17 protein-coding genes and 1 tRNA gene are annotated in these 22,863 nt (G+C 73.2%); 5 read left to right on the forward strand and 13 right to left on the reverse strand.

Translation table 11 applies throughout. The annotated features are described in order from the left end of the window. Nucleotides 1–22 precede the first annotated feature (22 nt). The 7 genes from CFP65_RS22750 to CFP65_RS22780 all read right to left on the reverse strand — a co-directional run bounded on the left by CFP65_RS22750 (nt 23) and on the right by CFP65_RS22780 (nt 8,524). On the reverse strand, nt 23–940 hold the full coding sequence (locus CFP65_RS22750) for a YhjD/YihY/BrkB family envelope integrity protein (protein WP_104817928.1): 918 nt from the start codon (nt 938–940) through the stop codon (nt 23–25). Nucleotides 941–982: 42 nt separating this feature from the next. After that, nucleotides 983–1,750 carry a polyprenol monophosphomannose synthase gene (locus CFP65_RS22755; protein ID WP_104817929.1) on the reverse strand — a complete coding sequence of 256 codons (768 nt, stop codon included), beginning with the start codon at nt 1,748–1,750 and terminating at the stop codon, nt 983–985. Nucleotides 1,751–1,784: 34 nt separating this feature from the next. Then, complete coding sequence (locus CFP65_RS22760; protein WP_104817930.1) at nt 1,785–3,254, reverse strand: glycosyltransferase family 39 protein; 1,470 nt, start codon at nt 3,252–3,254, stop codon at nt 1,785–1,787. A 179-nt stretch (nt 3,255–3,433) separates the two neighbouring features. After that, entirely contained in the window at nt 3,434–6,211 is a 2,778-nt protein-coding gene (locus CFP65_RS22765; RefSeq protein WP_104817931.1) for an FtsX-like permease family protein, read from the reverse strand. Further along, nucleotides 6,211–7,014, reverse strand: coding sequence for an ABC transporter ATP-binding protein (locus CFP65_RS22770; RefSeq protein ID WP_104817932.1), 804 nt, complete (start codon nt 7,012–7,014; stop codon nt 6,211–6,213). Before CFP65_RS22770 ends, CFP65_RS22765 begins: the two co-directional genes overlap by 1 nt. Before the next feature lie 127 nt (nt 7,015–7,141). After that, entirely contained in the window at nt 7,142–7,651 is a 510-nt protein-coding gene (locus CFP65_RS22775; RefSeq protein WP_104817933.1) for a histidine kinase, read from the reverse strand. Between the two features lie 201 nt (nt 7,652–7,852). Further along, on the reverse strand, nt 7,853–8,524 hold the full coding sequence (locus tag CFP65_RS22780) for a phosphotransferase (RefSeq protein WP_104817934.1): 672 nt from the start codon (nt 8,522–8,524) through the stop codon (nt 7,853–7,855). A 115-nt stretch (nt 8,525–8,639) separates the two neighbouring features. Between CFP65_RS22780 and CFP65_RS22785 the strand changes: the two genes are divergently transcribed. Continuing rightward, nucleotides 8,640–8,712: transfer RNA gene (locus CFP65_RS22785), tRNA-Arg, on the forward strand. A 301-nt stretch (nt 8,713–9,013) separates the two neighbouring features. Here the strand turns inward: CFP65_RS22785 and CFP65_RS22790 are convergent. Next, nucleotides 9,014–9,442, reverse strand: a complete 429-nt coding sequence (locus CFP65_RS22790; RefSeq protein ID WP_104817935.1) for an ester cyclase — start codon at nt 9,440–9,442, stop codon at nt 9,014–9,016. Nucleotides 9,443–9,641: 199 nt separating this feature from the next. Here CFP65_RS22790 and CFP65_RS22795 point away from each other — a divergent pair, with 199 nt between their 5' ends. Beyond that, entirely contained in the window at nt 9,642–11,258 is a 1,617-nt protein-coding gene (locus CFP65_RS22795) for a ubiquinol-cytochrome c reductase cytochrome b subunit (protein WP_104821051.1), read from the forward strand. Nucleotides 11,259–11,286: 28 nt separating this feature from the next. Further along, nucleotides 11,287–11,730, forward strand: a complete 444-nt coding sequence (locus tag CFP65_RS22800) for a PPOX class F420-dependent oxidoreductase (RefSeq protein WP_104817936.1) — start codon at nt 11,287–11,289, stop codon at nt 11,728–11,730. 19 nt (nt 11,731–11,749) lie between these two features. Here the strand turns inward: CFP65_RS22800 and CFP65_RS22805 are convergent, their stop codons facing one another. Continuing rightward, nucleotides 11,750–12,430: a TetR/AcrR family transcriptional regulator gene (locus CFP65_RS22805; protein ID WP_104817937.1), complete on the reverse strand. Its 681-nt coding sequence runs from the start codon at nt 12,428–12,430 to the stop codon at nt 11,750–11,752. Nucleotides 12,431–12,671: 241 nt separating this feature from the next. Here CFP65_RS22805 and CFP65_RS22810 point away from each other — a divergent pair, with 241 nt between their 5' ends. Further along, nucleotides 12,672–13,373, forward strand: coding sequence for a maleylpyruvate isomerase family mycothiol-dependent enzyme (locus CFP65_RS22810; RefSeq protein ID WP_254552522.1), 702 nt, complete (start codon nt 12,672–12,674; stop codon nt 13,371–13,373). A gap of 166 nt (nt 13,374–13,539) precedes the next feature. Then, on the forward strand, nt 13,540–14,928 hold the full coding sequence (locus CFP65_RS22815) for an MFS transporter (RefSeq protein WP_104817938.1): 1,389 nt from the start codon (nt 13,540–13,542) through the stop codon (nt 14,926–14,928). Between the two features lie 9 nt (nt 14,929–14,937). Here the strand turns inward: CFP65_RS22815 and CFP65_RS22820 are convergent, their stop codons facing one another. The 4 genes from CFP65_RS22820 to murJ all read right to left on the reverse strand — a co-directional run bounded on the left by CFP65_RS22820 (nt 14,938) and on the right by murJ (nt 22,522). Continuing rightward, nucleotides 14,938–16,140 carry a UbiD family decarboxylase domain-containing protein gene (locus tag CFP65_RS22820; protein ID WP_104817939.1) on the reverse strand — a complete coding sequence of 401 codons (1,203 nt, stop codon included), beginning with the start codon at nt 16,138–16,140 and terminating at the stop codon, nt 14,938–14,940. A 95-nt stretch (nt 16,141–16,235) separates the two neighbouring features. Beyond that, entirely contained in the window at nt 16,236–16,673 is a 438-nt protein-coding gene (locus CFP65_RS22825) for a hypothetical protein (RefSeq protein ID WP_104817940.1), read from the reverse strand. Nucleotides 16,674–16,763: 90 nt separating this feature from the next. Beyond that, nucleotides 16,764–20,024, reverse strand: a complete 3,261-nt coding sequence (locus tag CFP65_RS22830; RefSeq protein WP_104817941.1) for an N-acetylmuramoyl-L-alanine amidase — start codon at nt 20,022–20,024, stop codon at nt 16,764–16,766. 329 nt (nt 20,025–20,353) lie between these two features. Further along, complete coding sequence (gene murJ, locus CFP65_RS22835) at nt 20,354–22,522, reverse strand: murein biosynthesis integral membrane protein MurJ (protein WP_104817942.1); 2,169 nt, start codon at nt 22,520–22,522, stop codon at nt 20,354–20,356. Between the last annotated feature and the right edge of the window lie 341 nt (nt 22,523–22,863).

Raw genomic sequence — 22,863 nt, forward strand, 5'->3', positions numbered from 1 at the left:
AGCACCGGGGCGGGGAGCGGGGTCAGCCGACCCGCTCCCCGCCCCGAGGCGTGTCCGGGCCCGGCTCCCCGCCCGGGGCCGGGCTCGGCGGGCCGCCCCAGTGGCCGGGTTCGGTGCGGGTGCCGAGCCACCGGGCCAGGGGCGGCTCCTCGGCCAGCACGCGGCCCAGCGCGATCGCGCAGGTGACGGCGGTGAACAGCACGATCAGCCAGCTCAGCGAGGTGAACACCACTCCGTACGGGCCGAACTTCTGCACGCTCTGGGTCATCGCCCGGGGGAGGTAGACCTGCCCGGCCACGCTGACGCCGACCACGGAGACGCCGCAGAGCAGGGCCCCCGGCAGCAGCGGGTACCACCGCACCCGGCCGCCGAGCAGCAGGTGCTGGGTCCACCACCAGATGGCGGTGGCGGCCAGGGCGAGCAGCGGCAGCCCGAGGCCCGGGCCGGCTCCGAAGCCCTTGCGCAGCGGGCCCTCGAAGACCAGGAAGGCCAGCCAGACCACCAGCCAGGCGAGCCAGCGCCAGGCGGCCACCCGGGCGCCGCTCTTGGGCGACTCCCAGCAGCGTTCGCAGACCCGCTGCATGGCCCGGCTCAGCGTGGTGGCGGAGAGCAGGGTGACCAGCACCCCGAGCAGGCCGAAGCTGTCCGAGACGTCGCTGCGCCCGGCCGCCATCAGCTGCTGCACCTGCTCCTGGGCCGGGCCGGAGAGGCCCAGCTGGTCGCGGAGCGAGCCGGTCACCCCGCTGCGCACCGCCGCCGGGGCGAAGACGGCGAGCACCAGCAGGGCGGGCAGGGCGCTGAGGAAGGCCTGGGCGGCCAGCCGGGTGGCGCAGTCCAGCAGGTTCACCCGAACGAGCTGCCCGACGGCCCGCCCCACCAGGGGCACCCGATCGGGCACCGCCCGCAGCTCGCCCCACCTGGCCCGCCAGTCCGTGCGCACACCCCATGGTCACCCGGCCCCCGGGCTGACGCACCTTCAGCGCTACCTGCCGGTCTTGCCGGTGAGCTTCTGGATGCGGCTGTTGATGCCCCAGCCGGTGACGCGGAAGAGGGCTTCGACGAGGATGTTGCGGCTCATCTTGGAGGCGCCGAATTCGCGCTCGATGAAGGTGATCGGGACCTCGACGACCTTGAAGCCGGCCTTGACGGTGCGCCAGGCGAGGTCGACCTGGAAGCAGTAGCCGGCGGAGGCGACCTCGTCCATGCCGATGCCCAGGAGGGTCTCCTTGCGGAAGGCGCGGTAGCCGCCGGTGACGTCCTTGATGGGGACGCCGAGCATCATGCGGGAGTAGAAGGAGCCGCCGCGGGAGATGAGGAGGCGGGACTTGGGCCAGTTGACGACCTTGCCGCCGGGGACCCAGCGGGAGCCCTGGACGAGGTCGGCGCCGCGCAGGGCGGTGAGGAGGCGGTGGAGTTCCTCGGGCTGGTGGGAGCCGTCGGCGTCCATTTCGACGAGGACGCTGTAGCCGTGGTCGATGCCCCAGCGGAAGCCGGCGAGGTAGGCGGCGCCGAGGCCTTCCTTGCCCTTGCGGTGCATGACCTGGACGTGGTCGTCGGTGGCGGCGAGCTTGTCGGCGATGTCGCCGGTGCCGTCGGGGCTGTTGTCGTCGGCGACGAGGACGTGGACCTCGGGGACGGCGGCACGGACGCGGGAGACGATCCGCTCGACGTTCTCGGCCTCGTTGTAGGTCGGGATGATCACCAGGACCTTGCCGAGATCGGCGAAGGTCGTCTCCTCAGGGGCAGTCACGTCTGAGCCTTCCGTCGTGCGGGGGGTCTGTGGTTCAGGGGCGGGTCCGCCTCAGCAGCGAGACGGTGAGCATGCGGGGGTGGCTGATCTCCACCGGGGTGAACACCGACCGCAGCGCCGCGGTCTGGTCCGCCGGCAGGTTCGCGTACGGGTCGTTCCCCGGCCCGATGGTAACGACCCAGGCCCGGGTCACGGCACCGATGCAGGCCGCCGGGTCCGGACAGGGCACGGGGTAGAGGTCGTCCGCCCGCACCGCCGTCTCGGCCAGCAGGAAAGGGTACGGCCGGACCCGGGCCGGCAGGTAGTAGGCCACCCCCGGTCCGATCATCCGCCAGGCGTCCCAGCCGGCCAGCGCGACGATGCCGTCCCCGGGCCGGTACCCGGCGGCGATCACCTGCGCCGCGCCTCGGAAGTCCACCGCGCTGTGCGCGATCTCCTGGCGGTTCCGCCGCTGCTCCGGCACCCCGAGCAGCAGCACGGTCACGCCCAGCGCGAGCGCGAGCAGCACCCGCACCCAGGCGGCGGGCCCGCGCCGGGTGGCCAGGCAGCCGGCCGCCAGCATGGCCCAGGCCGGGAGGGTGAAGAGCAGGTACCGGTCGAGGAAATACGAGGTGGAGCCGTGCGAGTAGGCCCAGACCGCGAGGGCGGGCAGGGCGGCCATGGCCAGCGGGCCCAGCGCCCGCCGGTGCACCAGCAGCAGGGCCAGCACGGTGAGCACCTCGAAGGCGTGCCAGACGTGCCAGCCGCCGACCAGCGAGGGCCCGAAGGTGCGCAGCGCGTCCAGGGTGGGCGCGGGGATCCAGCCCAGCTGGCGGTCGGACTGCCGGCGCCCGAGCAGGGCCAGCGGCACCAGCGGCAGCACCGTGACGGTCACGGTCAGCGCCCACTGCCGCACCAGCCGCCAGGGCTGCCGGGCCGGCCAGGCGACCAGGGCCACCACCACGGCGTGGCCGATCAGGCCGGTCAGCGAGACCAGGTGCAGCGCCCCGGCGGCCACCGTGCAGCCGCCGTACCAGGCCCACCGCCCGAAGGCGGGCCGGTCCAGGGCGCGCAGCAGGCAGAGGGTGGCGCCGGCCGCCGCGCAGGTCACCAGCGCGTAGGCGCGCACCTCCTGCGCGTACGCTGAGACGCTCGGGCAGACCGCGAAGAGCAGCCCGGCCGCCAGCCCGGCGGGGGCGCTGCCGTACCAGCGGCGGGTGGCCAGGGCGGTGAGGCCGGCGGCCCCGCCCATGGCCAGGGCGGAGGGCAGCCGCAGGCTCAGGGTGGAGTCGCCGAAGAGCGCGCTCCACAGGTGCAGCAGCACGTAGTAGGTGCCGCTGCTGGCGTCCACGTTGCCGAGCATCGCGAAGAGCTCCGGCAGCGGCCGGGCGGCGGCGCTCCAGCTGGAGATCTCGTCCCGCCAGAGTTCGGGGGTGTCGATCCGGTAGAGCCCGAGCAGCAGGGCGAGCAGGCCGGGGAGGAGCCAGCCGGAGGGGGAGCGGAGGGTGCGGATGGCGACGCTCAAGAGCCTTTGATCCGATCATCCGATCGGCGTACTGGTCTGACGATCCGTCAGGAGTGTGCCGAAGAGAGCAGATCAGGATACCCAGCGCCCGGTGGGGGTGAGCGCCCCCGCGCTCACCCCCACCCCGTCGGCGGTCGCTCATTCGGCCCGCCCGTCGTTCGTCCCGGCCTGACGGCCGCTCATTCGGCCCGACGGGCCAGCGGCAGCCGGGCCCGGGTGCAGAGGCCGGCCAGCAGCACCGCCGCGAGCGGCACCCCGATCAGGATCACCAGCAGCTCCGTCCAGGGCACGGCCACCGGGGCGACCACCACGTGCACCCCCTCGCCGGAGAGCCCGCGCATCGCGCTGTTGCGCAGCTCGCGCAGGGCCACGGCCGGCACGAAGCCGCTCACCGTGCCCAGCACCGCGCCCAGGGTGGCGATCACCCCGGCCTGGAAGCCGCTCAGCCGGCGGCGGATGCCCGGGGTGGCGCCGACGGCCGCGAGGGTGGTCAGGTCCTGCTGCGAATCGGCGGCGGCCAGCCCGGTGGCGATGCCCGCCGCGCCGAGCGCGACCAGCGCCGAGAAGGCGGTCAGCGCCAGCGGCACCAGGTCGTAGCTCGGGTGGAACCCGCGCTCCACCCGGACCTCGCTGTGCACCCCGAGGGAGGCCGCGGCGGCGGCGCCGCGCTGCTCCTCCTTGGCGCTGGGCACCTGCGCGGGCAGCCAGACCGCCCCGGTCACCTGCGCCTGGAGCCCGGCCCCCTGGGCGGCGGCCTTGCTCAGCAGCACCGGCCCGAACGCGGCGGCCGCCGGCCGGTCGAACACCACCGCGTCCACGCTCACGTAGCTGACGGCGGGCTTCGGCGTCTGCCCGGGCTGCACCACCCCGGCGCTGCCGGTCAGCTTGAGCGAGATCTTGCCGTCCTTGACGTACGCGGGGTCGAAGACCACCGTCTTGCCCGAGCCGAGCGCCGCCTCCACGGCCGGGTCGCGCACCCCGAACAGGTTGTGCAGCAGGGTGGTGTCACCCACCCGCACCCCGGGGAAGCCGGAGAGCCGGGAGCCCGGCTGCGGGGTGGCGCCGGCCGGGACCTGGAGCTCGGCATAGCTGCTGCAGGTCGGGCAGAACACGTAGGTCGCGGTCCCCACGTCGGCCCGCTCGCCCAGGCCGGGCATGGCAGTGGCGAGCGCCGCCACCGCTCCGGGCAGCTTGGCCTGGTCGCCGAAGAGCTGCAGCGAGACGGCGCCGCTCGGCATGGTGGCGTGGTACTCGGCCCGGGCCTGCGCGTCCGAGCTGGCCGTGTAGATGCCGACGGCCACCGAGCCGGCGACGGCGGCCAGCACGGCCGCCACGGCGGGGGCGGTCCTGGCCCGGTGCCGGACGGCGTCGCGCAGCGCCAGCCGCGGGCTGAGCGGCAGCCAGCGGCCGAGCCGCCCGATCTGGCCGACCAGGAAGGGGGTGCAGATCACCACGCCGAGCTCGGCGGCGATCGAGCCGCCCGCCACGGCCAGCATCGGCCGGTCCATCCCGGCGGCCACGATCATGCCCCGGCCGGAGTCGGTCACCGCGCCGTACAGCGCCAGCGCCGCACCGCCGGCCAGCATCAGTGCGCCGAGCACGGCCGGCCTGCCGTTGGCGGGCTTGGGCGAGCGCCGTGCCCGCAGCGCCTCGGTGACCTCCTGGCGGGCCGCCTGCACGGCGGGCACCAGGGCGGCCAGCAGACCGGTGGCCAGACCGAGCAGCGCGATGCCGGCGAGCTCCGCCGGCTCCAGGGCGAAGTGCCCGAACCGGGCCCCGGCGATCGCCTCCGCCCAGGGGCGGGTCACCGCGACGGCCAGGACGCCGGCCGCCACGCCGACCACCGCACCCGCGGCCCCGAGCACGGCACCGCTGCCCAGGACGACGGACCGCACGTGCGAGCGGTCACCGCCGGTGGCGGCCAGCAGCCCGAGCTGGCGGCGCGAGCGGCGCGCACCGACCGCGAAGGCCGGGCCGGCCAGCAGCACCACCTCCAGCAGCGCCATCACCGTCACCACCGCGACCACCGCCATGGTCAGCTGGTCCGAGCTGTCCGTGAGGCTCACCCGGTTCGCGTAGTAGGGGACGTCGGACTTGGGCGGCAGGTGCAGCGCCACCTCGTGCGAAGTCGCCGTGTAGCCGTACTTGTTGAGCTCGCGGACCTTGGCCCAGTCCGCGGTGGCGGCCGCGCCGGTGGGCAGCTCCACCAGCCAACTGGCACCACCCTTGGGCCTGTTGGCCGTCGGGTCGGCGGGCCCGCCGACCGGTGGGTTCAACTTATCCAGCGCGGGCAGCAGTTCACCCGGCCGTGCGACCAGCTCGACCTTGCGCAGATCACCCGGGTGCTCGACCACCCCGGTGATGGTGAAGGGCGTCGACTCCAGCCCCTGCACCTTGGTGGTGTCGCCCACCTTCAGCCCGGCCTGGTCCAGGAACGCCTGGGTGGCGGCCAGTTGACCGGCGGCCGACGGCGCCTTGCCGTCCACCAGGTCCAGCCGGCCCGCCCAGGCCTTGTCGGTCAGGTCGGCCTCGGTGGTCTCGGTCCGGAGCAGCCCCTCGCGGGAGCTCGCCCCGACCGTCGGGCCGGTCTTCACCGGGGTGAACTTGCTGCCGGCGGGCAGCAGTTCGGCGATCAGCTTGGCCGGGTCGGCGGTCGAGCTGCGCTGCTGCTCGACGGTGAGCGGCTTGGCCTGGGTGCTGAGGAACTCCGTGTCGGAGTTGGGTGCCTGCAGCACCGTCTCGCCCGGGGCGATGGAGCGGACGAACAGATCGGCGCCGCCGATCTGCCGGGCCGCCTGCTCGACCGGGGTCAACTGGGCCGAGCGGTAGACGATGTCGGCACCCGTCACGCCCAGCACGGGCAGCGCGATCATGGCGAGGACGAGGGCGCTGCGGCCCTTGGCGCGCAGGGCGTCACGGCGGGCGATCCGCAGCGCGGGACCCCAGGAGGAGAGCATCACCGGGCCACCTGGCCACGGCCGAACCGGTCGTTGCCCGGCTGGCCCTCGGCGTACTGGCCCTCGCCGTACCGACTCTCGCCGTACTGGCCGGGGATCTTCCGCTCCATCTGCCGCTGGTCGACCTTCTGGCCGTCCGATAGGTAGACCACCCGGTCCGCCCAACTGGCGTGCCGGGTCTCGTGGGTGACCATCATCGCGGCGGCCCCCGCATCGCAGCGGGCCCGCAGCACCGCGAGCACGGCCTCACCCGTCGCGGAGTCCAGCGCGCCGGTCGGTTCGTCCGCCAGCACCAACCGGCGGTCGCCGATCAGCGAGCGGGCGATCGCCACCCGCTGCTGCTGGCCGCCCGAGAGCTGGTCCGGGAAGCGGTCCGCCAGGTCCTCGATGCCCAGCTCGGTCAGCGCGGCCACCGCCTCGCGCCGGGCCGCCCGGCTGGCTATCCCGTCCAACTCGCGCGGCAGCGCCACGTTCTCCGCCGCGGTGAGGGCCGGGATCAGGTTGTAGTCCTGGAACACGTAGCCGACGCTGCGCCGCCGCACCCGGGCCAGCCCCTTGCGGCTGAGCTGCCCGAGCACCGTCCCCTCGACCACCACCTGACCCTGGGACGGCGAGTCCAGCCCGCCGGCCAGGGTCAGCAGGGTCGACTTGCCCGAGCCGGACGGGCCCATCACCGCGACGAACTCACCCGCCCGTACCTCCAGGTCCACCCCTCTGAGGGCATGGACCTGGGCGGCGCCCTGGCCGTGGACGCGCGTGACGCCCTGGAGCTGAAGCACGGGCTGTGGAGTCGGTGAGCTCACGTTGTCTCCCCCTTGAAAGTCGGCATGGCGGTGCCGCAGTAACTGCGCAGCACCTATCGGCATACCGAGTATGTATACCCGGTATGCAGCCACCGCTCAAGGCCGACCCCCTGTCCCTGCCCCTCGGCTATCCCTCCTCTTCCTCTTCTTTCTCCTCGGCCGCCGCCTCGGCACTGCGCACCTGCTCGGCGAACTCCTCCGCCGGGATGCGCTCCACCGTCGCGCCGTGGCGGGCGGCCAACTCGTCCGTCGGGGCGGGGGAGTGCTCGTGCAGTTCGACCACCAGCAGGGCCGTCCCGTCCTCGACCCGGGCGGCCAGTACGATCAGGCCCGCGCCTCCCTCGGTGTCGCGGTTGCTCTCCGCCGCGTTCCCGAGCGCCGCGCCGGCGGCCATCCCGAGCAGGGCCCCGATCGGCCCGCCGAGTGCCCCGACCAGCCCGCCGACCACGCTCGCCCCGGCCGTCGGCATGCCCGCGTTCTTGGCCCAGCTCTCCGGCACCTGCAGCTCGCCGTCGGCCGACCGGACCACCGCGGACACCTGTCGCACCCCCGGCAGATGCCGGGCCTCCTCGTACGCGGCCTGCCACCCGTCGCTGCCGGCGAAGCCCAGCAGCACCACGTTGTGCGCGTCCGACATCGCCCCTCCTCTCGCCTCGTCCCGCCCGGCGGCCTGCTCCCGCCCGGTCCCGCATCGATCCGCCCCATCCTGATCGCGCCGCCCCACCCCGCCCCGGAGGCCAGCCCGGCCGGCCGCCCGCGTCACCGGAACGGCGGTAGCCGCGCCCGTCGTCGGCGCGGTCGTACTCGTCCTGGCCGGGGGCTCGTCACCGCGAGGCGCCTACCGTCCCAACTCCCGCTCCACCTCGGCGATCAGCGCCAAGGCCCCGTCCAGGGCGGCGATCTCCGTCGCGCTCATGGTCGGATTGTCGGCCCGCCGGGCCCTGGCCTGGGTCAGCAACATCCCCTCCGTGCCGCCCAGTTGCCGCAGCAGCCCGCGCAGCGTGGCCCGCGCCACCGCCCCGACCTCGGGCATGGTGAGGGCGGCCTGGGCCAGGATCAACGCGGACATCGCCCGGTCCAGCCCGGGTGGCCCGTCCATAGCGGTGGCCCAGTCGATCACCACCGGGCCCCGGGCGGTCAGGAAGACGTTGTCGGGGTGCAGGTCCAGGTGCAGCACCCGGTGCGCGGGGTCGGTCGACTCCTGGGCCGGCACCGCGTGCAGCCGCTCCAACAGTTGCCCCAGCACCGCCCCGGCCCACTCTCCGTCCACCTCCCCGGCGAGCAGCCCGGCCATCATCGTCCCCCCGTCCAACCGCTCCAGCACCAGCTCGGCCGCTCCGCCCCCGGCCCACACCGCCGGCACCGGATACCCGTGTCGGCGTAGGTGCGTCATCACCGTGACCTCCCAGGACGCGTCGAACCCGTCCCGGTACCGCCGCAGCACCCGCCCGCCCCCGTACTCGAACACATCCGCCGTCCGCCCGATCCCGACCAACGCCCCGATCTCCATGCGCGGCAGGCTAGCCCCGGCCCCCGTCGACTCCTATACCTGGGCGACCCCCGCCGAAGGATCCGCTAATGTGTCAGAGGTCAGCTTGTGGATCAGCACCACCGGCCGGACCCCCGCCTCATTAGCTCAGGGGATAGAGCACGGCTCTCCTAAAGCCGGTGTCGCAGGTTCGAATCCTGCATGGGGCACGCAGCGCGAAGCGCTGGAGAACGCGAGAAGGGCCAGCTCACGGGGTGTTTCCCCGGAGGCTGGCCCTTCGTCGTTCTCGGACTGCGCGGGCCGCTCAGTCCGGTCGTGCCACCAGCCTTCGGCGGATCCTGCCCGCCCAGCGCCCGGTCAGCAGCATCTGCCGGGCCGAAGCGGGGAGCCCTGCGAGGGTTTGCTCGGCGCTGGGGTCTCCTGACCGGACCTCGGGCTTCGCAGCCTGGGTGTTTCTGTCTCGCCAAGTCGCTTGTGCGTAATCGGCAATGCCTGTGGGGCGAGGCGGGGTCAGCGCTCGGTGGCCGCTTGCTGCAGCTGGGCGGTGATGCCCTGCCGGTCGATCTGGATCCAGTACTCGACGATGAGTCCGTCCTCGACGCGATAGACCGCACTGGTCATCGCCGTGACCTGTGCACCGGTCGGCGGGTGGTGGTCCACCAGTCCGAGGTGTCGCCCGTGCTGGGTCCAGCGGGCGTAGACCCGGTCTCCTTCGGCGAGGAGCTCGTCCACGGTGAGGGTGAAAGGGCCGTACGCGTCGATCATCTCCTGGACGTGCTCGGTGTACTGCTGCGGCGTCCGCTCCACGACCACCGGTGCCTCCGAGGCGACCTGATGGGCTCGGACCCGGTCGGCCATGAAGTGACCGGCTCGGTCGGGGTGCAGGCCCGAGCGCACCTGCAGCAGGAACTGGCGGACGGTCTCCTTGGAATTGGTCATTGGCGAAGTGTGGCAGCACGCTCAGGCCCGGCGGGTTCGGGGCGTTCGGTGAGGTGACCGTTCTCGGCTCGGGCGCCGGGGCGGACGGGGGGCGGTGGGGTGACCGCGGCCCCCGGGGGATGTGGGTGGGGAGGGGGAGGCTATGGTGAGACTGAAACGGGGAGCTATCCCCGTTTGGGGTCGAGCGAGGGGCGTGGGCATGATCCAGCGTCAGGATCCGGGGCGGGGGCGGGGGCAGCGTGCTGCGGACTGGGCGGACGGCCGGCTGGGGGTCTACACCGTGGCCAGGGCCAACCTGCGCAAGATCTTTCCGGACCACTGGTCCTTCATGCTCGGGGAGATCTGCCTCTACAGCTTCGCCATCATCATCCTGACGGGTGTCTACCTGACGCTGTTCTTCAAGCCCGGCATGGGTGAGGTGGTCTACCACGGGGCCTACGCCCCGCTGAACGGCATCCGGATGTCCGAGGCATACGCCTCCACCATGGACATCAGCTTCGAGGTGCGGGGCGGGCTGCTGATCCGTCAGATCCACCACTGGGCAGCCGTGGTGTTCATCGCGGCGATGTTCGTGCACATGATGCGGGTGTTCTTCACCGGGGCGTTCCGCAAGCCCCGTGAGATCAACTGGGTCTTCGGCTTCCTGCTGCTGTTCCTCGGCATGTTCGACGGCTTCATGGGCTACTCGCTCCCGGACGACCTGCTCTCCGGCACGGGCATCCGCTTCATGGAGGGCGCCGTCCTGGCGGTGCCGCTGGTCGGCTCGTACCTGCAGATGTTCCTGTTCGGCGGGGAGTTCCCGGGCACCGACATCGTGCCGCGCCTGTTCACCGTGCATGTGCTGCTGATCCCCGGCGTCATGGTGGGGCTGCTGGTGGCCCACCTGATCCTGGTCTTCCACCACAAGCACACCCAGTGGGCCGGGCCCGGCAGGACCGAGCAGAACGTGGTCGGCATGCCGCTGATGCCGGTCTACCTGGCCAAGGCCGGTGGCTTCTTCTTCCTGGTGTTCGGCGTGATCGCGTTGATGTCCGCGATCGCCACCATCAACCCGATCTGGGCGTACGGCCCGTACCGCCCGGACCAGGTCTCCACCGACGCCCAGCCGGACTGGTACATGGGCTTCGCCGAGGGCTTGATCCGGGTGATGCCGGGCTGGGAGGTCCGGGCCTGGGGGCACACCCTCAACCTGGGGGTCTTCATCCCGCTGACCCTCTTCCCGGTGATCCTCTTGGCCATCGCCGCGTACCCGTTCATCGAGGGGTGGGCCACCCGGAGCGGGCGGGAGCACCACCTGCTCGACCGCCCGCGCAACGCGCCCGTGCGGACCGCACTCGTGGCGGCCTGGATCAGCCTCTACCTGGTGATGCTGGTGGGCGGCGGCAACGACCTCTTCGCGACGCACCTGCACCTCTCGCTCAACACCATCACCTACGCCGCCCGGGCGGGGTTCTTCCTGGTGCCGGTGGTCACCTTCTGGGTGACCAAGCGGTGGTGCCTGGGGCTGCAGCGCCGCGACCGCGACAAGGTGCTGCACGGCCGGGAGACCGGGGTGATCAAGCGCCTGCCGCACGGCGAGTTCGTCGAGGTCCACGCCCCGCTGCCGCAGGACGAGCTGTTCAAGCTCACCGCGCACGAGCAGCCCGGCCCGATCGCACTGCCCGCTCCGGCGGACGCCAACGGCGTGGCGCGCCCTGCCGGTGCGCTCGACCGGCTCCGGGCGGGTCTGTCGCAGGGCATCCACGGGGAGCACGCCCGGGTGCCGAAGCCCACCGCCGAGGAGTACCGCGAGAGCGCCGCGGGCCACGGCCACTGACCGGCGCTGCCGACCGAGGGAGGACACCGTGCGCAACCCGGCCGACCAGCTCGCCGACAGTAAGTACCTGCTCCTCACCACCTTCGACGAGACCGGTGGCCGGGCCCACGCCAGCCGGCTGTGGGTGGTGGCCGACGGGCCGGCGCTCGGGGTCTGGGCCCCCGCCGACTCGGGCGAGGCCCGGCGGATCCGGCGTCGGTCCCGGGTGCTGGTCGGTCCGTGCGACGCCCACGGGCGGCCGACCGGACAGCCGGTGCCGGCCCGGGCCGGCCTCTGCGACGCGGACGCGACGGCCCGCTACCGCAGCTCGCTGATCGACAAGTACGGCCTGACGGCGATGGTCACCCTGGCCGTCAGCCGGCTGCGGGTGGGGCTGGCCGGGACGGTGGGGATCAGGATCACCCCGAGCGAGCTGGAACGGCGGCTGGTCGGGCCGGAGTGGCGGCCGCCGAGCACGTACTGCCCCAACTGAACCCGCTCCCGGCCGGGGCTCAGGTCTGCCAGAGCCGGCTGAAGGTCTGGTCGAGCCGCTCCGGGGGCACCGGGGTGCCCGGGAGGGGGTGGCCGGTGGGGCGGAAGGCGTCCAGGAGCAGGGCCAGCGGGCGGCGCCACCCCTCGGGGTGGTCGGCGACCAGGGCGGGCATGGCCCGGAGCAGCGGGCCCATCAGGACGAGCACGTCCATGGCCGCCACGTCGGTGCGCAGGGTGCCCTCCTCCTGGGCGCGGGCGACCAGGGTGGTGACGGTGGCCGCGTTGCCCCGGGAGATGTCGTCGAGAAAGGCCGAACGGCCGGCGGCGGCGGTGACCAGGTCGTTGAGGCCGCGGTCGCGGGAGACCAGGGCGAAGATCCGCTCGAAGTAGCCGGCCAGGGCGGGCCAGGCCTCGTCCCGGGCGAGGGCCTCGGCGGCGGCCTCGCCGAGCGTCTCGGCGGTGCCCCGGAAGATCTCCTCCACCAGCGCGTCGCGGTCGGGGAAGTGCCGGTAGAAGGTGGCGTTGCCGATCCCGGCGGCCTTGGCGATCCGGTCCGTCGGCACCTGGAGCCCCTCCCGCGCGAAGAGTTCGCGGGCCGCGTCGATCAGGGCCTGCCGGTTGCGGGCCGCGTCCCGGCGCTTCGGGCCGGTCGAGGGGCCGCCCGGCGCAGTGGGACGGGCGGGGTCCGGCGGGACGGGCATGGCGGTGGCCTCGGATGGGTCGGGAAGGCGGCGGCCCGGGCCGCTCCGGTGGTCCGGACCCGGGAGGCCCGCGGCGGGCTGCCGGGGACCGTGACCGGTTCACCCTCCCACAGATGCGGGGCGTCGGACCTCGGCCCGCCCGACGCCCGGCCCCGACGCCTGGACCCGACGCCTGGCCCCGACGGTCTGCCCGGCCCGCGCGCCCTCGCGCCCGCGCGCGCCGGGGCTCTAGGGTGCGCGGGTGATCACTGTCATCGGGGAAGTCATGGCGGCCGGCGAGCGGATGGCTCGGGGGCTGGCGGGGTTGGACGAGGCGGCCGTGCGGGGGGATTCGGGGCTGGCCGGGTGGAGCCGGGGGTACGCCGCCTCGCACGTGGTGCGGAGCATCGACGCGTACCTGTGGTTGCTGGCCTGGGCCCGGGACGGGGTGCAGCCGGGGCCGCGGGCGACCGGGGCGGAGATCGCCGCGGCGGTCGAGGCCGGGGCCGGCGGGAGCGGCGGCGAGCTGGCGGCGGAGCTGCGCGGCAGGCTGGCGACGCTGGAGGAGGCGGTGGCGGGGATGCCGGCCGAGCGGTGGGAGTTCCTGGTCTCGGCGCTGCCGGGGTGGCGGCATCCGGCCTGGTACACGGTGAACCGGTGCTGGCGGGAGATCGAGACGCACCACGTGGACCTGGCGGTCGGGTACCGGCCGGCGGACTGGTCGGCGGCGTACGTGCGGTGGGCGCTGGACGACACCCTGGCGGCTTTGGCGGCACGGGAGTTCCCGGTGGGGGAGGTCAAGGCGACGGACCTCGGCCGGAGTTGGCGAGTCGACGGCGAGGGTCCGGTGGTCGGTGCGCCCGGACACGTGCTGCTCGCCTGGTTGAGCGGACGTGGCCCGGGGGAGAACGGCTGGCCCGCGCCGCCGACTTGGCCGTTGCCGCCGAGTCCGGGGTGGGGGTGAAGGGACCGGCACCCGGTGGGGGTGAAGGGTCCAAGGACATGCCGACGGGTGACCAAAGTCCCTAAGTAGGGAGTGAAGATCGGGGGCAGGGTGGGTGAGTTGGTCTTGGCGCCGGGAGCCCGGTGCGAGGGCCGACCGGTCCTGTCCCCGAGTAGATCCGAGTTCCATGTCGACCGTCATAGACACCGCGCCGTACAGCCCGTTCCACCGGCGGCTCGCCCTGGCCTGCTCGGGCGGGCCCTTGCTCGACGGGTACATCCTGAGCATCGTCGGGGTGGCCCTGATCGGGATGAAGCCGGAACTGGGGTTGAGCGCCGCCGAGGTGAGCCTGATCGGGGCCGCGGCGCTGATCGGGATGTTCGTCGGCGGGGCGGTGTTCGGGGTGCTGACGGACAAGGTCGGGCGGGAGGTGATGTACACCGCCGACCTGCTGGTGATGGTGGCGTGTTCGGTGGCCTCGTTCTGGGCCACCGACGTCTGGGTGATCGTGGTGCTGAGGTTCGTGCTCGGCATGGCGGTGGCCGCCGACTACCCGATCGCGACCTCGCTGCTGGCCGAGTGGCTGCCGATCAAGGACCGGGGGCGGCTGCTGGGCAAGCAGATCGTCGCCTGGTACGCGGGCTCGGTGCTGGCGTACGTGGTGGGCTACCTCTTCCTCCGCCTCGGCGGGGACGGCAGCTGGCGCTGGATGCTGGCGAGCTCGGCGCTGCTCTGCGGGTTCTTCCTGGTGGTGCGGCGCGGGTCGCCGGAGTCGCCGCTCTGGCTGGCGCAGCACGGCCGCGGCGAGGAGGCCGTCGCGGTGGTCCGCAAGCACCTGGGCCGGGAGGTGACGGTCGCCGAGCTGACGGCCGGAACGGACGATCAAGGCGGCGCGGGCGGGTTCCGTGAGCTGTTCAGCCCCGAGTACCGGCGGCGGACGCTGTTCTGCGGGCTGTTCTTCCTCTGCCAGGTGGCGCCGCTGTTCGCGATGCTGACCTTCGGGCCGCAGATCCTCGGCTCCTTCGGGATGCCGGGCGGCACCGCGATGGACACCCTCGGCACCGGCGTGATCAGCCTGGTCTTCCTGGTCGGCTGCTACCCGGCGCTGCGCGCGATCGACACCCACGGCCGACGGCCCACCATCATCTGGTCGTTCGCGCTGATGATCGTGCCGCTGGCCTTCCTCGGCGTCTGGCCCACGGCTCCGGCGCTGCTCGCGCTGCTGGCCCTGTGCGCGTACGCCTTCCTCTGCGGCGGCCCGAACGTGCTCGACTGGACCTACCCGAACGAGCTCTTCCCGACCCGGATCCGGGCCACGGCGGTGGGGTTCGCGACCTCGGTGAGCCGGATCGGCGCCGCCGTCGGCACGTACCTGCTGCCGCTCGCGCTGAGCGGGATCGGCATCGGCCCGACCATGCTGATCGCGGCCGGGCTGACGGCGGCGGGGTGGCTGGTGTGCGTGCTCTGGGCGGAGGAGACCCGGGGCGCGGGTCTCCAGCAGGCGGCGGACGTGGTGCGGAGTGCGCCGGTGGTCGGAGGGTCGGAGGTGGCTGACCGTCAGTTGGCCTCCCGCTGAGGGGCCTGGTCAGGCCGGGACGGCGGCCGGGCGGCGGGTGGCGTCTAGCAGCCGGGCCGGGCCGGCCGCCAGGGCGCGGAGCACCTGGGGGAGGTCGAAGGGGTCGACGGAGTCGTCCACGGTGATCACCGAGAGTTCGGGGGCGAGGGCGCGACAGTGGGCGGTGACGGCCTCGACCAGGGCGGGGTGACGCGGGGCCAGGGCGAGGACGGCCAGTCGGCCGTCCCCGTACACGGCGTTGACGGCCCGCACCTCGGGGTGGACGGCACGCAGCCGGCGGAGCAGCCGGACGCTGGTGGCCGGGCCGGTGAGGTGTTCGGTGGGCTGATCGGCAGGGGGGCGCAGCGAGTCGAAGACCGGGCTCGCGCGGTGGGCGACCCGGTCGACCCGGACCACGGGGGACCGGCAGGGGCCGGGCACCCGGGCCTCGATCACCCCTTCGAGCAGCAGCTCGCTGCCCCAGGGCACGGTGAGCCCGGTGAGGGGTGCGGCCGTCACCGGGCAGGGGGCCTGCCGCAGGGCGGCGGCAAGCTCGAAGCACGAGCGGCCGTCCGGCGAACTTCCCCCGGCGGTGGGGCCGGTGGTGGCTGCGGCCACCGTGAGCAGGGGGTCGTTGCCGAGCGAGAGCACCACCGGGAGGTCGGCCGTCAGCGGGTGGCGGGCGAGCGGGTCGGCGGGGTCGAGCCGTAGGGTGAGGCGGTTGCGGGAGCGGGCCTCGAAGCGGCAGAGCCGGCCGTAGGGCTCCGGGCCGGCAGGAAGGGCCGTGAGCACCAGGGCCCGGTCGGCGGGGTCGGGGGCTTGGTCCTCCTCGGCGGTGCCGAACAGCGGCAGCAGCGCGCCGAGGTCCACCTCTGCGCCGAACAGCGCGTACTCGTCCCAGGGCGGGTCGGCGCGGTCGACGGTGGGTGCGGGCGGGACGGCCTCCCAACGGCGGCCGAACTCCTCGACCTGGGTGCGGAGCGGCGTGCGCACGGGCAGGCCGAGCGCGACGGCGTGGTTGGCCCAGGAGCCGAGCAGGCCGGTGGTCAGTTGGGCGTCGGGGTGGTCGCGCAGGTTGTCCAGGTAGAGCCCGGGCGCGTGGTCACCCAGCTCGGCGGCGGCCCGGACGGCCCGGGGCAGGCCGAGTTCGGTGTCCAACTCCTCGGTGATGTGTAGGAGTTGCTGTTCGAGGTCGAGGGCGTCGAGGTAGGCACGGAGGTCGTCGTACGGCACAGGGTGGGCGCCTTTCTCTACGAGCGTTCGTCCTGCTCAGATCAGACCACAGCGCCCCCGGCCAAGCCGGGATTGAAGCGGCGCGAGCGGCTTGCTCAGCGGGTGATCCGGGCCAGCCAGGGGGTGAGGGTCGGCAGCGGCACCGGCTCCCGGTAGCTCGGCTCGCCGGGCACGGCGACCACCAGGGTGGTGGCGGGCGGGAAGGCGCGGGTGCGGACGTGGGCCAGGCCGGACCAGACGGCGGCGAGGAAGGCGGCCACCGAGGCCTTGGGCACGTCGAAGGCCACGCCGTCCACCGTCACCCGGGCGTCCTCGTGGGTGAACAGGCAGACCTCGACGGCGGGTTGGCCGCCCAGCTCGATCAGCGCCTCGTGCGCGAAGAACTCCGCCGGGTCGGCGGAGGGGGCGGCGGTGAGCGCGGCGGAGGTCCGGTCGGCGCCGATCTCCTCGGTGATCCGGACGGGCCGGTCGAAGCGGTGGGCGGCGGCGGAGACGGCGGTGAGGACGCTCTGGGTGCTGGGGGAATCGGTCACGGTGGCTCCGGTAACGGGTTGGGGGTACGCCGGTGGCCCGGCCTCCACCCGGGTGGGCGGGGGCCGGGCCACCGGTCAGGGCGGTGCGGCTCAGCCGGTGTAGTAGCCGGTGATGTCGGCGACCAGGTTGACGTTGCCGGCCTTGTTGTAGAGGGACACCTTGCCGTCGGCACCGACCGGCACGATCACCAGGTTCGGGATGACCTGCCCGGTGGTGAAGTTCAGGTTGGAGACGGTCGGCAGCGAGGTGCCGCTCGGGTAGACCGCGACGAAGCCGGGGGCGGTCGGGGTGACGGCGGTGACGTTCAGCACGACCGCCTTGACGCCGGTGGCCGGCAGGCCGGCCTTGCCGGCGACCTGGAGGGCGATGGCCGAGTCCGGGCCCACCGGGGCGGCCTTGGCGGCGCCGAGGCCGGTCCGGGTGTCCAGCAGGCGGGCCGGGCCCACGCTGGTGAACTTCGAGACGCCGCTGGGGGTGTAGTAGCCGGTGATGTCGGCGATCAGGTTGACGCTGCCGGCCTTGTTGTAGAGGTCGACCTTGCCGTTGGTGATCGGCACCACCACCAGGTTCGGGATGGTCTGCCCGGCGGTGAAGTTGAGGTTCGAGACGGTCGGCATCGTCCCGCCGTTCGGGTAGACCGTGACGAAGCTGGAGGCGGTCGGGCCGGTGGCCGTCACGTTCAGCACCACGCCGGTGGCGTTGGCGGGCACGCCCGCCTTGCCGGCGATGTCCAGGGTCACCTTGCCGTCGGGGCCGACGGGGGCCTTCGCGGCGCCCAGGCCGGCGCGGGTGTCGAGCAGCCGGGTCGGCGTGGTGGTGGTGAACTTCGAGGCGCCGCGCGGCGAGTAGTACCCGGTCACGTCGGCGACCAGGTTGACCGAGCCGGCCTGGTTGTAGAAGTTGACCTTGCCGTTGACGACCGGCACGACCACCAGGTTCGGGATGGTCTGCCCGGCCACGAAGTTGAGGTTCGAGGCGAGCGGCCTGGGCTGCCCGTTGGGGTAGACCGTCACGTAGCTGCCGGCGGTCGGGCCGACGGCGGTCACGTTCAGGATCACCGAGGTGGCGTCGGCCGGGATGCCGGTGCCGCTGCCGGTGACCTTGAGCGAGACGGTGCCGCCGCCGTTCACCGCTCCCCTGGCGACGCCCTGCCCGATCCGGGTGTCCATGACGCGGGTCGGACCGTACGGGGTGTAGCCACCGGACGGGTAGACCACGTCCACGTCGGTGGACTTCAGGAAGGCGAGGCGGTGGTTGAACCGGATCGGGAAGTAGGTGTCGTTGCCGACCACCAGCGTCCGGTCGTGCGGCGCGCTGCCGTCGATGGTCTGGGCGTAGTAGAAGTAGCCCGGCACCTGCGAGTCGCCGCCGGCCACGTAGCCCTGACCGGCGGCGATGGTCGCGGTCAGCGGGGCGGGCGCCTGCCCCGGGGCAAAGAGACCCGGGTACGCCGCGTACGCGGACTGCTCCGGATAGGTGCGGCCGTAGACCGGGATGCTCGCGAGCCCGGCCTTCGGGGTCAGCACCGGTGCGTCGGTGCCCTGGTCGGCGACGCCGGTGGTGCCGCTCGGGTTGTAGAACCAGGCCTTGACGCCGCCGTACCAGATCGCCGTCCAGTCACCGGAGAGGTCGGCCACCACGAAGCTGGCGCCGGTGACGGCCTTGTCCGTCCAGTCGGCCGCCTTGGTCGAACCGCCGTTGATCAGCGGGGCGTTGGCGTCCGGCGAGGTGCGCAGGTAGACGAAGTTCTGCGGCCGGTCGGCGGTGCCGTCCACCGGCGGCTGGTTGCTCGCGTCGAAGGCGGGCGAGACGACCACCTTGCCGCCGATGGCCAGCAGGCCACCGGCGTCGGCCTTGACCGGCGCGCCGAGCAGGTCCATGTAGTGGTTCCAGTCCCAGAACGTGCCCGGGTCCCAGTGCATCCCGTTGACCAGGGACTGGATCGGGCCGGGCACGTCGTCGTGGCCGATGACGTGCTGCCGGTCCAGCGGGATCCCGTACTTGGCGGCCAGGTACTTCACCAGGGTCGCGGAGGACTGGTAGAGCTGCTCGGAGTACCAGGTCGGCTTGTCGGTCGGGAAGGCGTAGCCCTCGTGCTCGATGCCGATGCTGTGCATGTTGATCGACTTGTTGCCGGCGTGCCAGGCGATGTTCTTGTTGTCCACCAGCTGGGTCACGTGACCGTCGCCGGAGCGGACGATGTAGTGCGCGCTGGCCACCGAGGCCGGGTCCTGGAAGGTCCTGATCGCGCTGTCGAAGCCGCTCTCGGTGTCGTGGATGACGATGTAGTTGATCTTGTCGCCGTCGGCCGGACGGTTCGCCTGGTTGTAGTTCCCGTACGAGGTCTTGTCGTTGGGGTTGGTCAGCGCGTACGCGGCCGGGTTGAAGTCGCAGCCGAGTCCGGCCGGGCAGTCGGCCTGCTGTGCAGCCGCCTGCTGGGTGTCGGCGGCGAGCGAGCGCGGCGCGGCGGCCGGGGCCTGGGCGGTGGCCGGGGCCTGGGCGGTGGCCACCCTGGGGGTGCGGACGTTCGGGTCGGCGGCGAGCCGGACGGACTGGCCGTCGGAGGTGGTGCCGGCGGCGCCGGTGCGCAGGGTGGCGAACACCCGGTCGGCGAAGGCGTCGCCGCTCGCGGCGTCCGGGGACTGGCTGAACCTCGCCACGGCGCCGTACCAGGCACCCGGGTCGGTGGCCTGGTCGGCGGCCGGGGCCTGGCCGAGCTCCTTCCGGTACCGGACCAGCAGGGCGGCGGCGCCGCGGATGCTCTGCGCGGAGTCGGTCTTCAACTGGTCGGCCGGGCGGCCCAGCAGTTTGGCGGCGGCGTCCAGGGTGTGCAGCGCGGGGCCGTCCACCACGGCGGGGGCGGGCGCCTGCGCGGTACTGGCAGGGGCGTCCTCGCCCCGGCCGTCGACCTCGGGGCCCGGGCCGTTCGCGAGGGCCTTGGTGACGGCGGCCGCGTCGACCTGGGTCAGGCCCATCACGTTGTAGTTGCCGGTGGTGCTCGGCGCGCCCTGGTGCGACTCCCAGCGGGTCTGCTGGTACGAGAGCGCGATCAGCACGCTCGCCGGCACCTTGAACTCGGCCGCGGCGGCGGCGAACTGCTGCTGCAGCCCGTTGGTCGCCTGGTCCTGGGCCTGGTTCTGGTTCTGGTCCTGAGCCTGGGCCTGGGCCTGGTCCTGGGCCTGGGCCGAGGCGGCGGTGGCGGTGCCGGCCAGCGCCAGGCAGGAGGCGGAGGTGGCCAGGGCGGCGGCGATGGCCAGCGGAGCGGTCAGCCGGTGCTTGCGACGGCGGGTGCTCCCGGCCGTGGCACGCTGCGTGCCCTCACCGGAGCGGGCTCCCTGTATGGCAGTCATACGGAGTCTCTGGACCTTCCCCTGTGTACCGGCCGACGGCTGGAATCTGGTCAGCGCTCTCCCCGGGGGCACTCGGCTATGGGGTGGACCACCGGCCGGTGCGCCGTACACGGAGGAGACGAGAGGACGCTAACACCTCTACCTGGCCACCTCGGTGGCGCGGAACTGTCCGGGGCGTCACGGCTCTGTCACAGATCACCCGGAAGCGGAACCGCACCGGGTGCATGCTGCACCGGAGCCCCTGACCAATGGTCAGGGGCTCCGTTTCGAGTCCGGGGCGGTCGCCCGCTCGCCCGCTCGCCCGCTCGGTTGCTCTGCTGCTCTTCCGCTCAGCGGCGGTGCTTGCCACCGTTGCCGTTGCCGTTGGTGGCGGCAGCCGGGGTGGGGTAGGGCAGGCGCAGCTTCCGGGCCAGCGGGGCCACGGCTGACCCGGCGCCCAGCGGGCGGGCCAGCAGGAAGAGCGAGGCGAGCACGGTGACCGAGCCCAGGCCCAGGCCGATCAGATTGCCGATCAGGCCGCCGCCGAGGGCGCTCGCGGTGGATTCGGCGAGCCAGTGGCCGGCCAGCGCACCCGGCACGCAGGCCAGCGTGAGCATCACGTGCAGCACCACGACGCGGACCCCGTCCAGCCCGCTCCTGCCCGCAACGCCCTTGCCGGCGGCGCTCCGCTGGGCCGCGCCGGTGCCGGCCGCGCCCTGGCGCAGGTTGAGCATCATGGTGGCCTCGCTGTCCGGGGCGGGGCGGCGCAGATTGAGCATCATCGTGGCGTCCGGGCCCTGCGGCTGCTGCTGCGGCTGCGGGGGCTGCTGGGGGTGGGCCGGCCGCGGCTGCTGCGGCACGGCGGCCTGGAGCGGGGCGGGCGCCGGCGACTGCCGCAGGCGGCGGCCCAGTGCCCAGCCGGTCAGCACGATGCTGACCACGCAGGCGACGGTCTGCGCGCCGGCCATCCCGATGATGATCCAACGCGGCGAGAAGACCCAGTACGCGACCAGCGAGAGCCCGGCGTTGGTCCCGGTGGTGGCGACGGTCAGCCAGAACGGCGTCTTGGCGTCCCCCATCGCGTAGAACCCACGGGCCAGCGCGTACTGCGCGCAGAACGCGGGCAGGCCGATCGCGAAGGCGATCAGGGTCTGGGAGATGACCTGCACGTCGGCGGCGGTCACCCGGGTCCCGTGCAGGTAAGCGACCCGGCAGATCGGGCCCGCCAGGGCGACCATCAGCACCGTGGCCGGGATGATCATTCCAGCAGAGGTCCGGAGGACGCCCGCGAGGTCCCGGCCGATCGCTGGCAGGTTCCCTGCCGTGGCGGACCGGGACATCTGGGGCAGCAGCGCCGTCACCAGTGAGATCGTGATGACGCCCTGGGGCACCACGAAGAGCTGGTAGGCCGAGTTGTAGGCCGCGTTGCCGACACCGGGCAGGTGCAGCGCCTCGCCCTGGGAGCCCGCGCCGGTGGTCAGCTGGGTGATGACGGCGAAGGACAGCTGGGTGACGAGCACCAGCAGCAGTGCCCAGCCCGCCGAGCGAAGCGGTCTGGCCAGCCCGGCACCCCGCCAGTCGAAGCGTGGCCGGTAGCGGAACTTGGCCGCGCGCAGCGAGGGCAGCAGACCGAGCGCCTGTATCACGATGCCCAGGGTGCTGCCCAGGCCGAGCAGCATCGTCTGGCCCGAGGTCATCTGCTCGGCCTTGATGTCGGCCGTGTGGTCGCTGATCGCGATGAAGAGGCCGAAGACGCCGATCGCCACCACGTTGTTCAGCACCGGTGTCCACATCATCGCGCCGAACTTGTCGCGAGCGTTGAGGACCTGGCCGAGCAGGGTGAACAGGCCGTAGAAGAAGATCTGCGGCAGGCAGTAGCGGGCGAAGGCGATGGTGAGGTCGCGCTGCGCGCCGCTGTAGTTGGAGTAGAGGTCGACGATCGCCGGCGCGAAGAGCCACGCGCCGAGCGTGAGGACCACCAGCAGCACGCCGCACAGGGTCAGCAGCCGGTCGGTGTAGGCGGCACCGCCGTCCTTGTGGGTCTGCGCGGCGTGCACCAGCTCGGGGACGAACACCGATGCGAGGGCGCCGCCGATGAGCATCATGTAAACGATGTTGGGCAGTGAGTTGCCGACGTTGAAGGCATCGCCGACACCGCGGCTGCCGAGCGCAGCGATGATCATCGCGCTCCGGACGAAGCCCAGCGCGCGCGAGGCCAGCGAACCCATCGCCATGATCAGACCGTTGCGGCCGGTCGAGGCGGCCTGCTGCTCCTTGGTCGGCGGTGCCGACTGGGCCTGCGGCTGGCCTTGGCCTTGGCCCGGAGGCTGGACCGGCTGGGGCTGGGCGGCGGGGTACGGCGGCTGGTGCGGAGCGCGCTGGCCGGGCATGCCGGGGGCGGGCGCGGCGGCGGAGGGCACCTGCGGGGGGACACCGGGGTAGTCGGGCACCTGCCGCAAGGGCATGGTGGGCGGGTCGCCGTACGAGCCGTGGGACTCGCCCGTCCTGTTCATGGTCATCGGACCCCCGTCACTCGGTGCCTGGGCGGTGGAGCTGCGGGCCCTCCACACCGGGGTGAGCGCAGGTGCACCCAGCCGGAGCAGTCTGCCTCACCTCGGCACTCGTTGGGGAGCCGTGTGTCGTGTGCCCGAGATCTCGGCGACTTGCGCAGGAGCACGACAGCAGGGTCCCGATCGGGTCATGAGTGGGGCTAATGCCCCGATTTGGAGGGCTTTTGTCTGTTCCCTGTACGGAGCTTTGCGTCCGCCACGTCGCCGATCAGGGGGATTCGGCGGTTCCGGTCGGTCAATGTGACCTTTCTCACCGACCGTCAGAATCGGGCGGGATGCGGGCTGCCCGT

It is taken from the genome of Kitasatospora sp. MMS16-BH015 (assembly GCF_002943525.1).
GTDB lineage: Bacteria > Actinomycetota > Actinomycetes > Streptomycetales > Streptomycetaceae > Kitasatospora.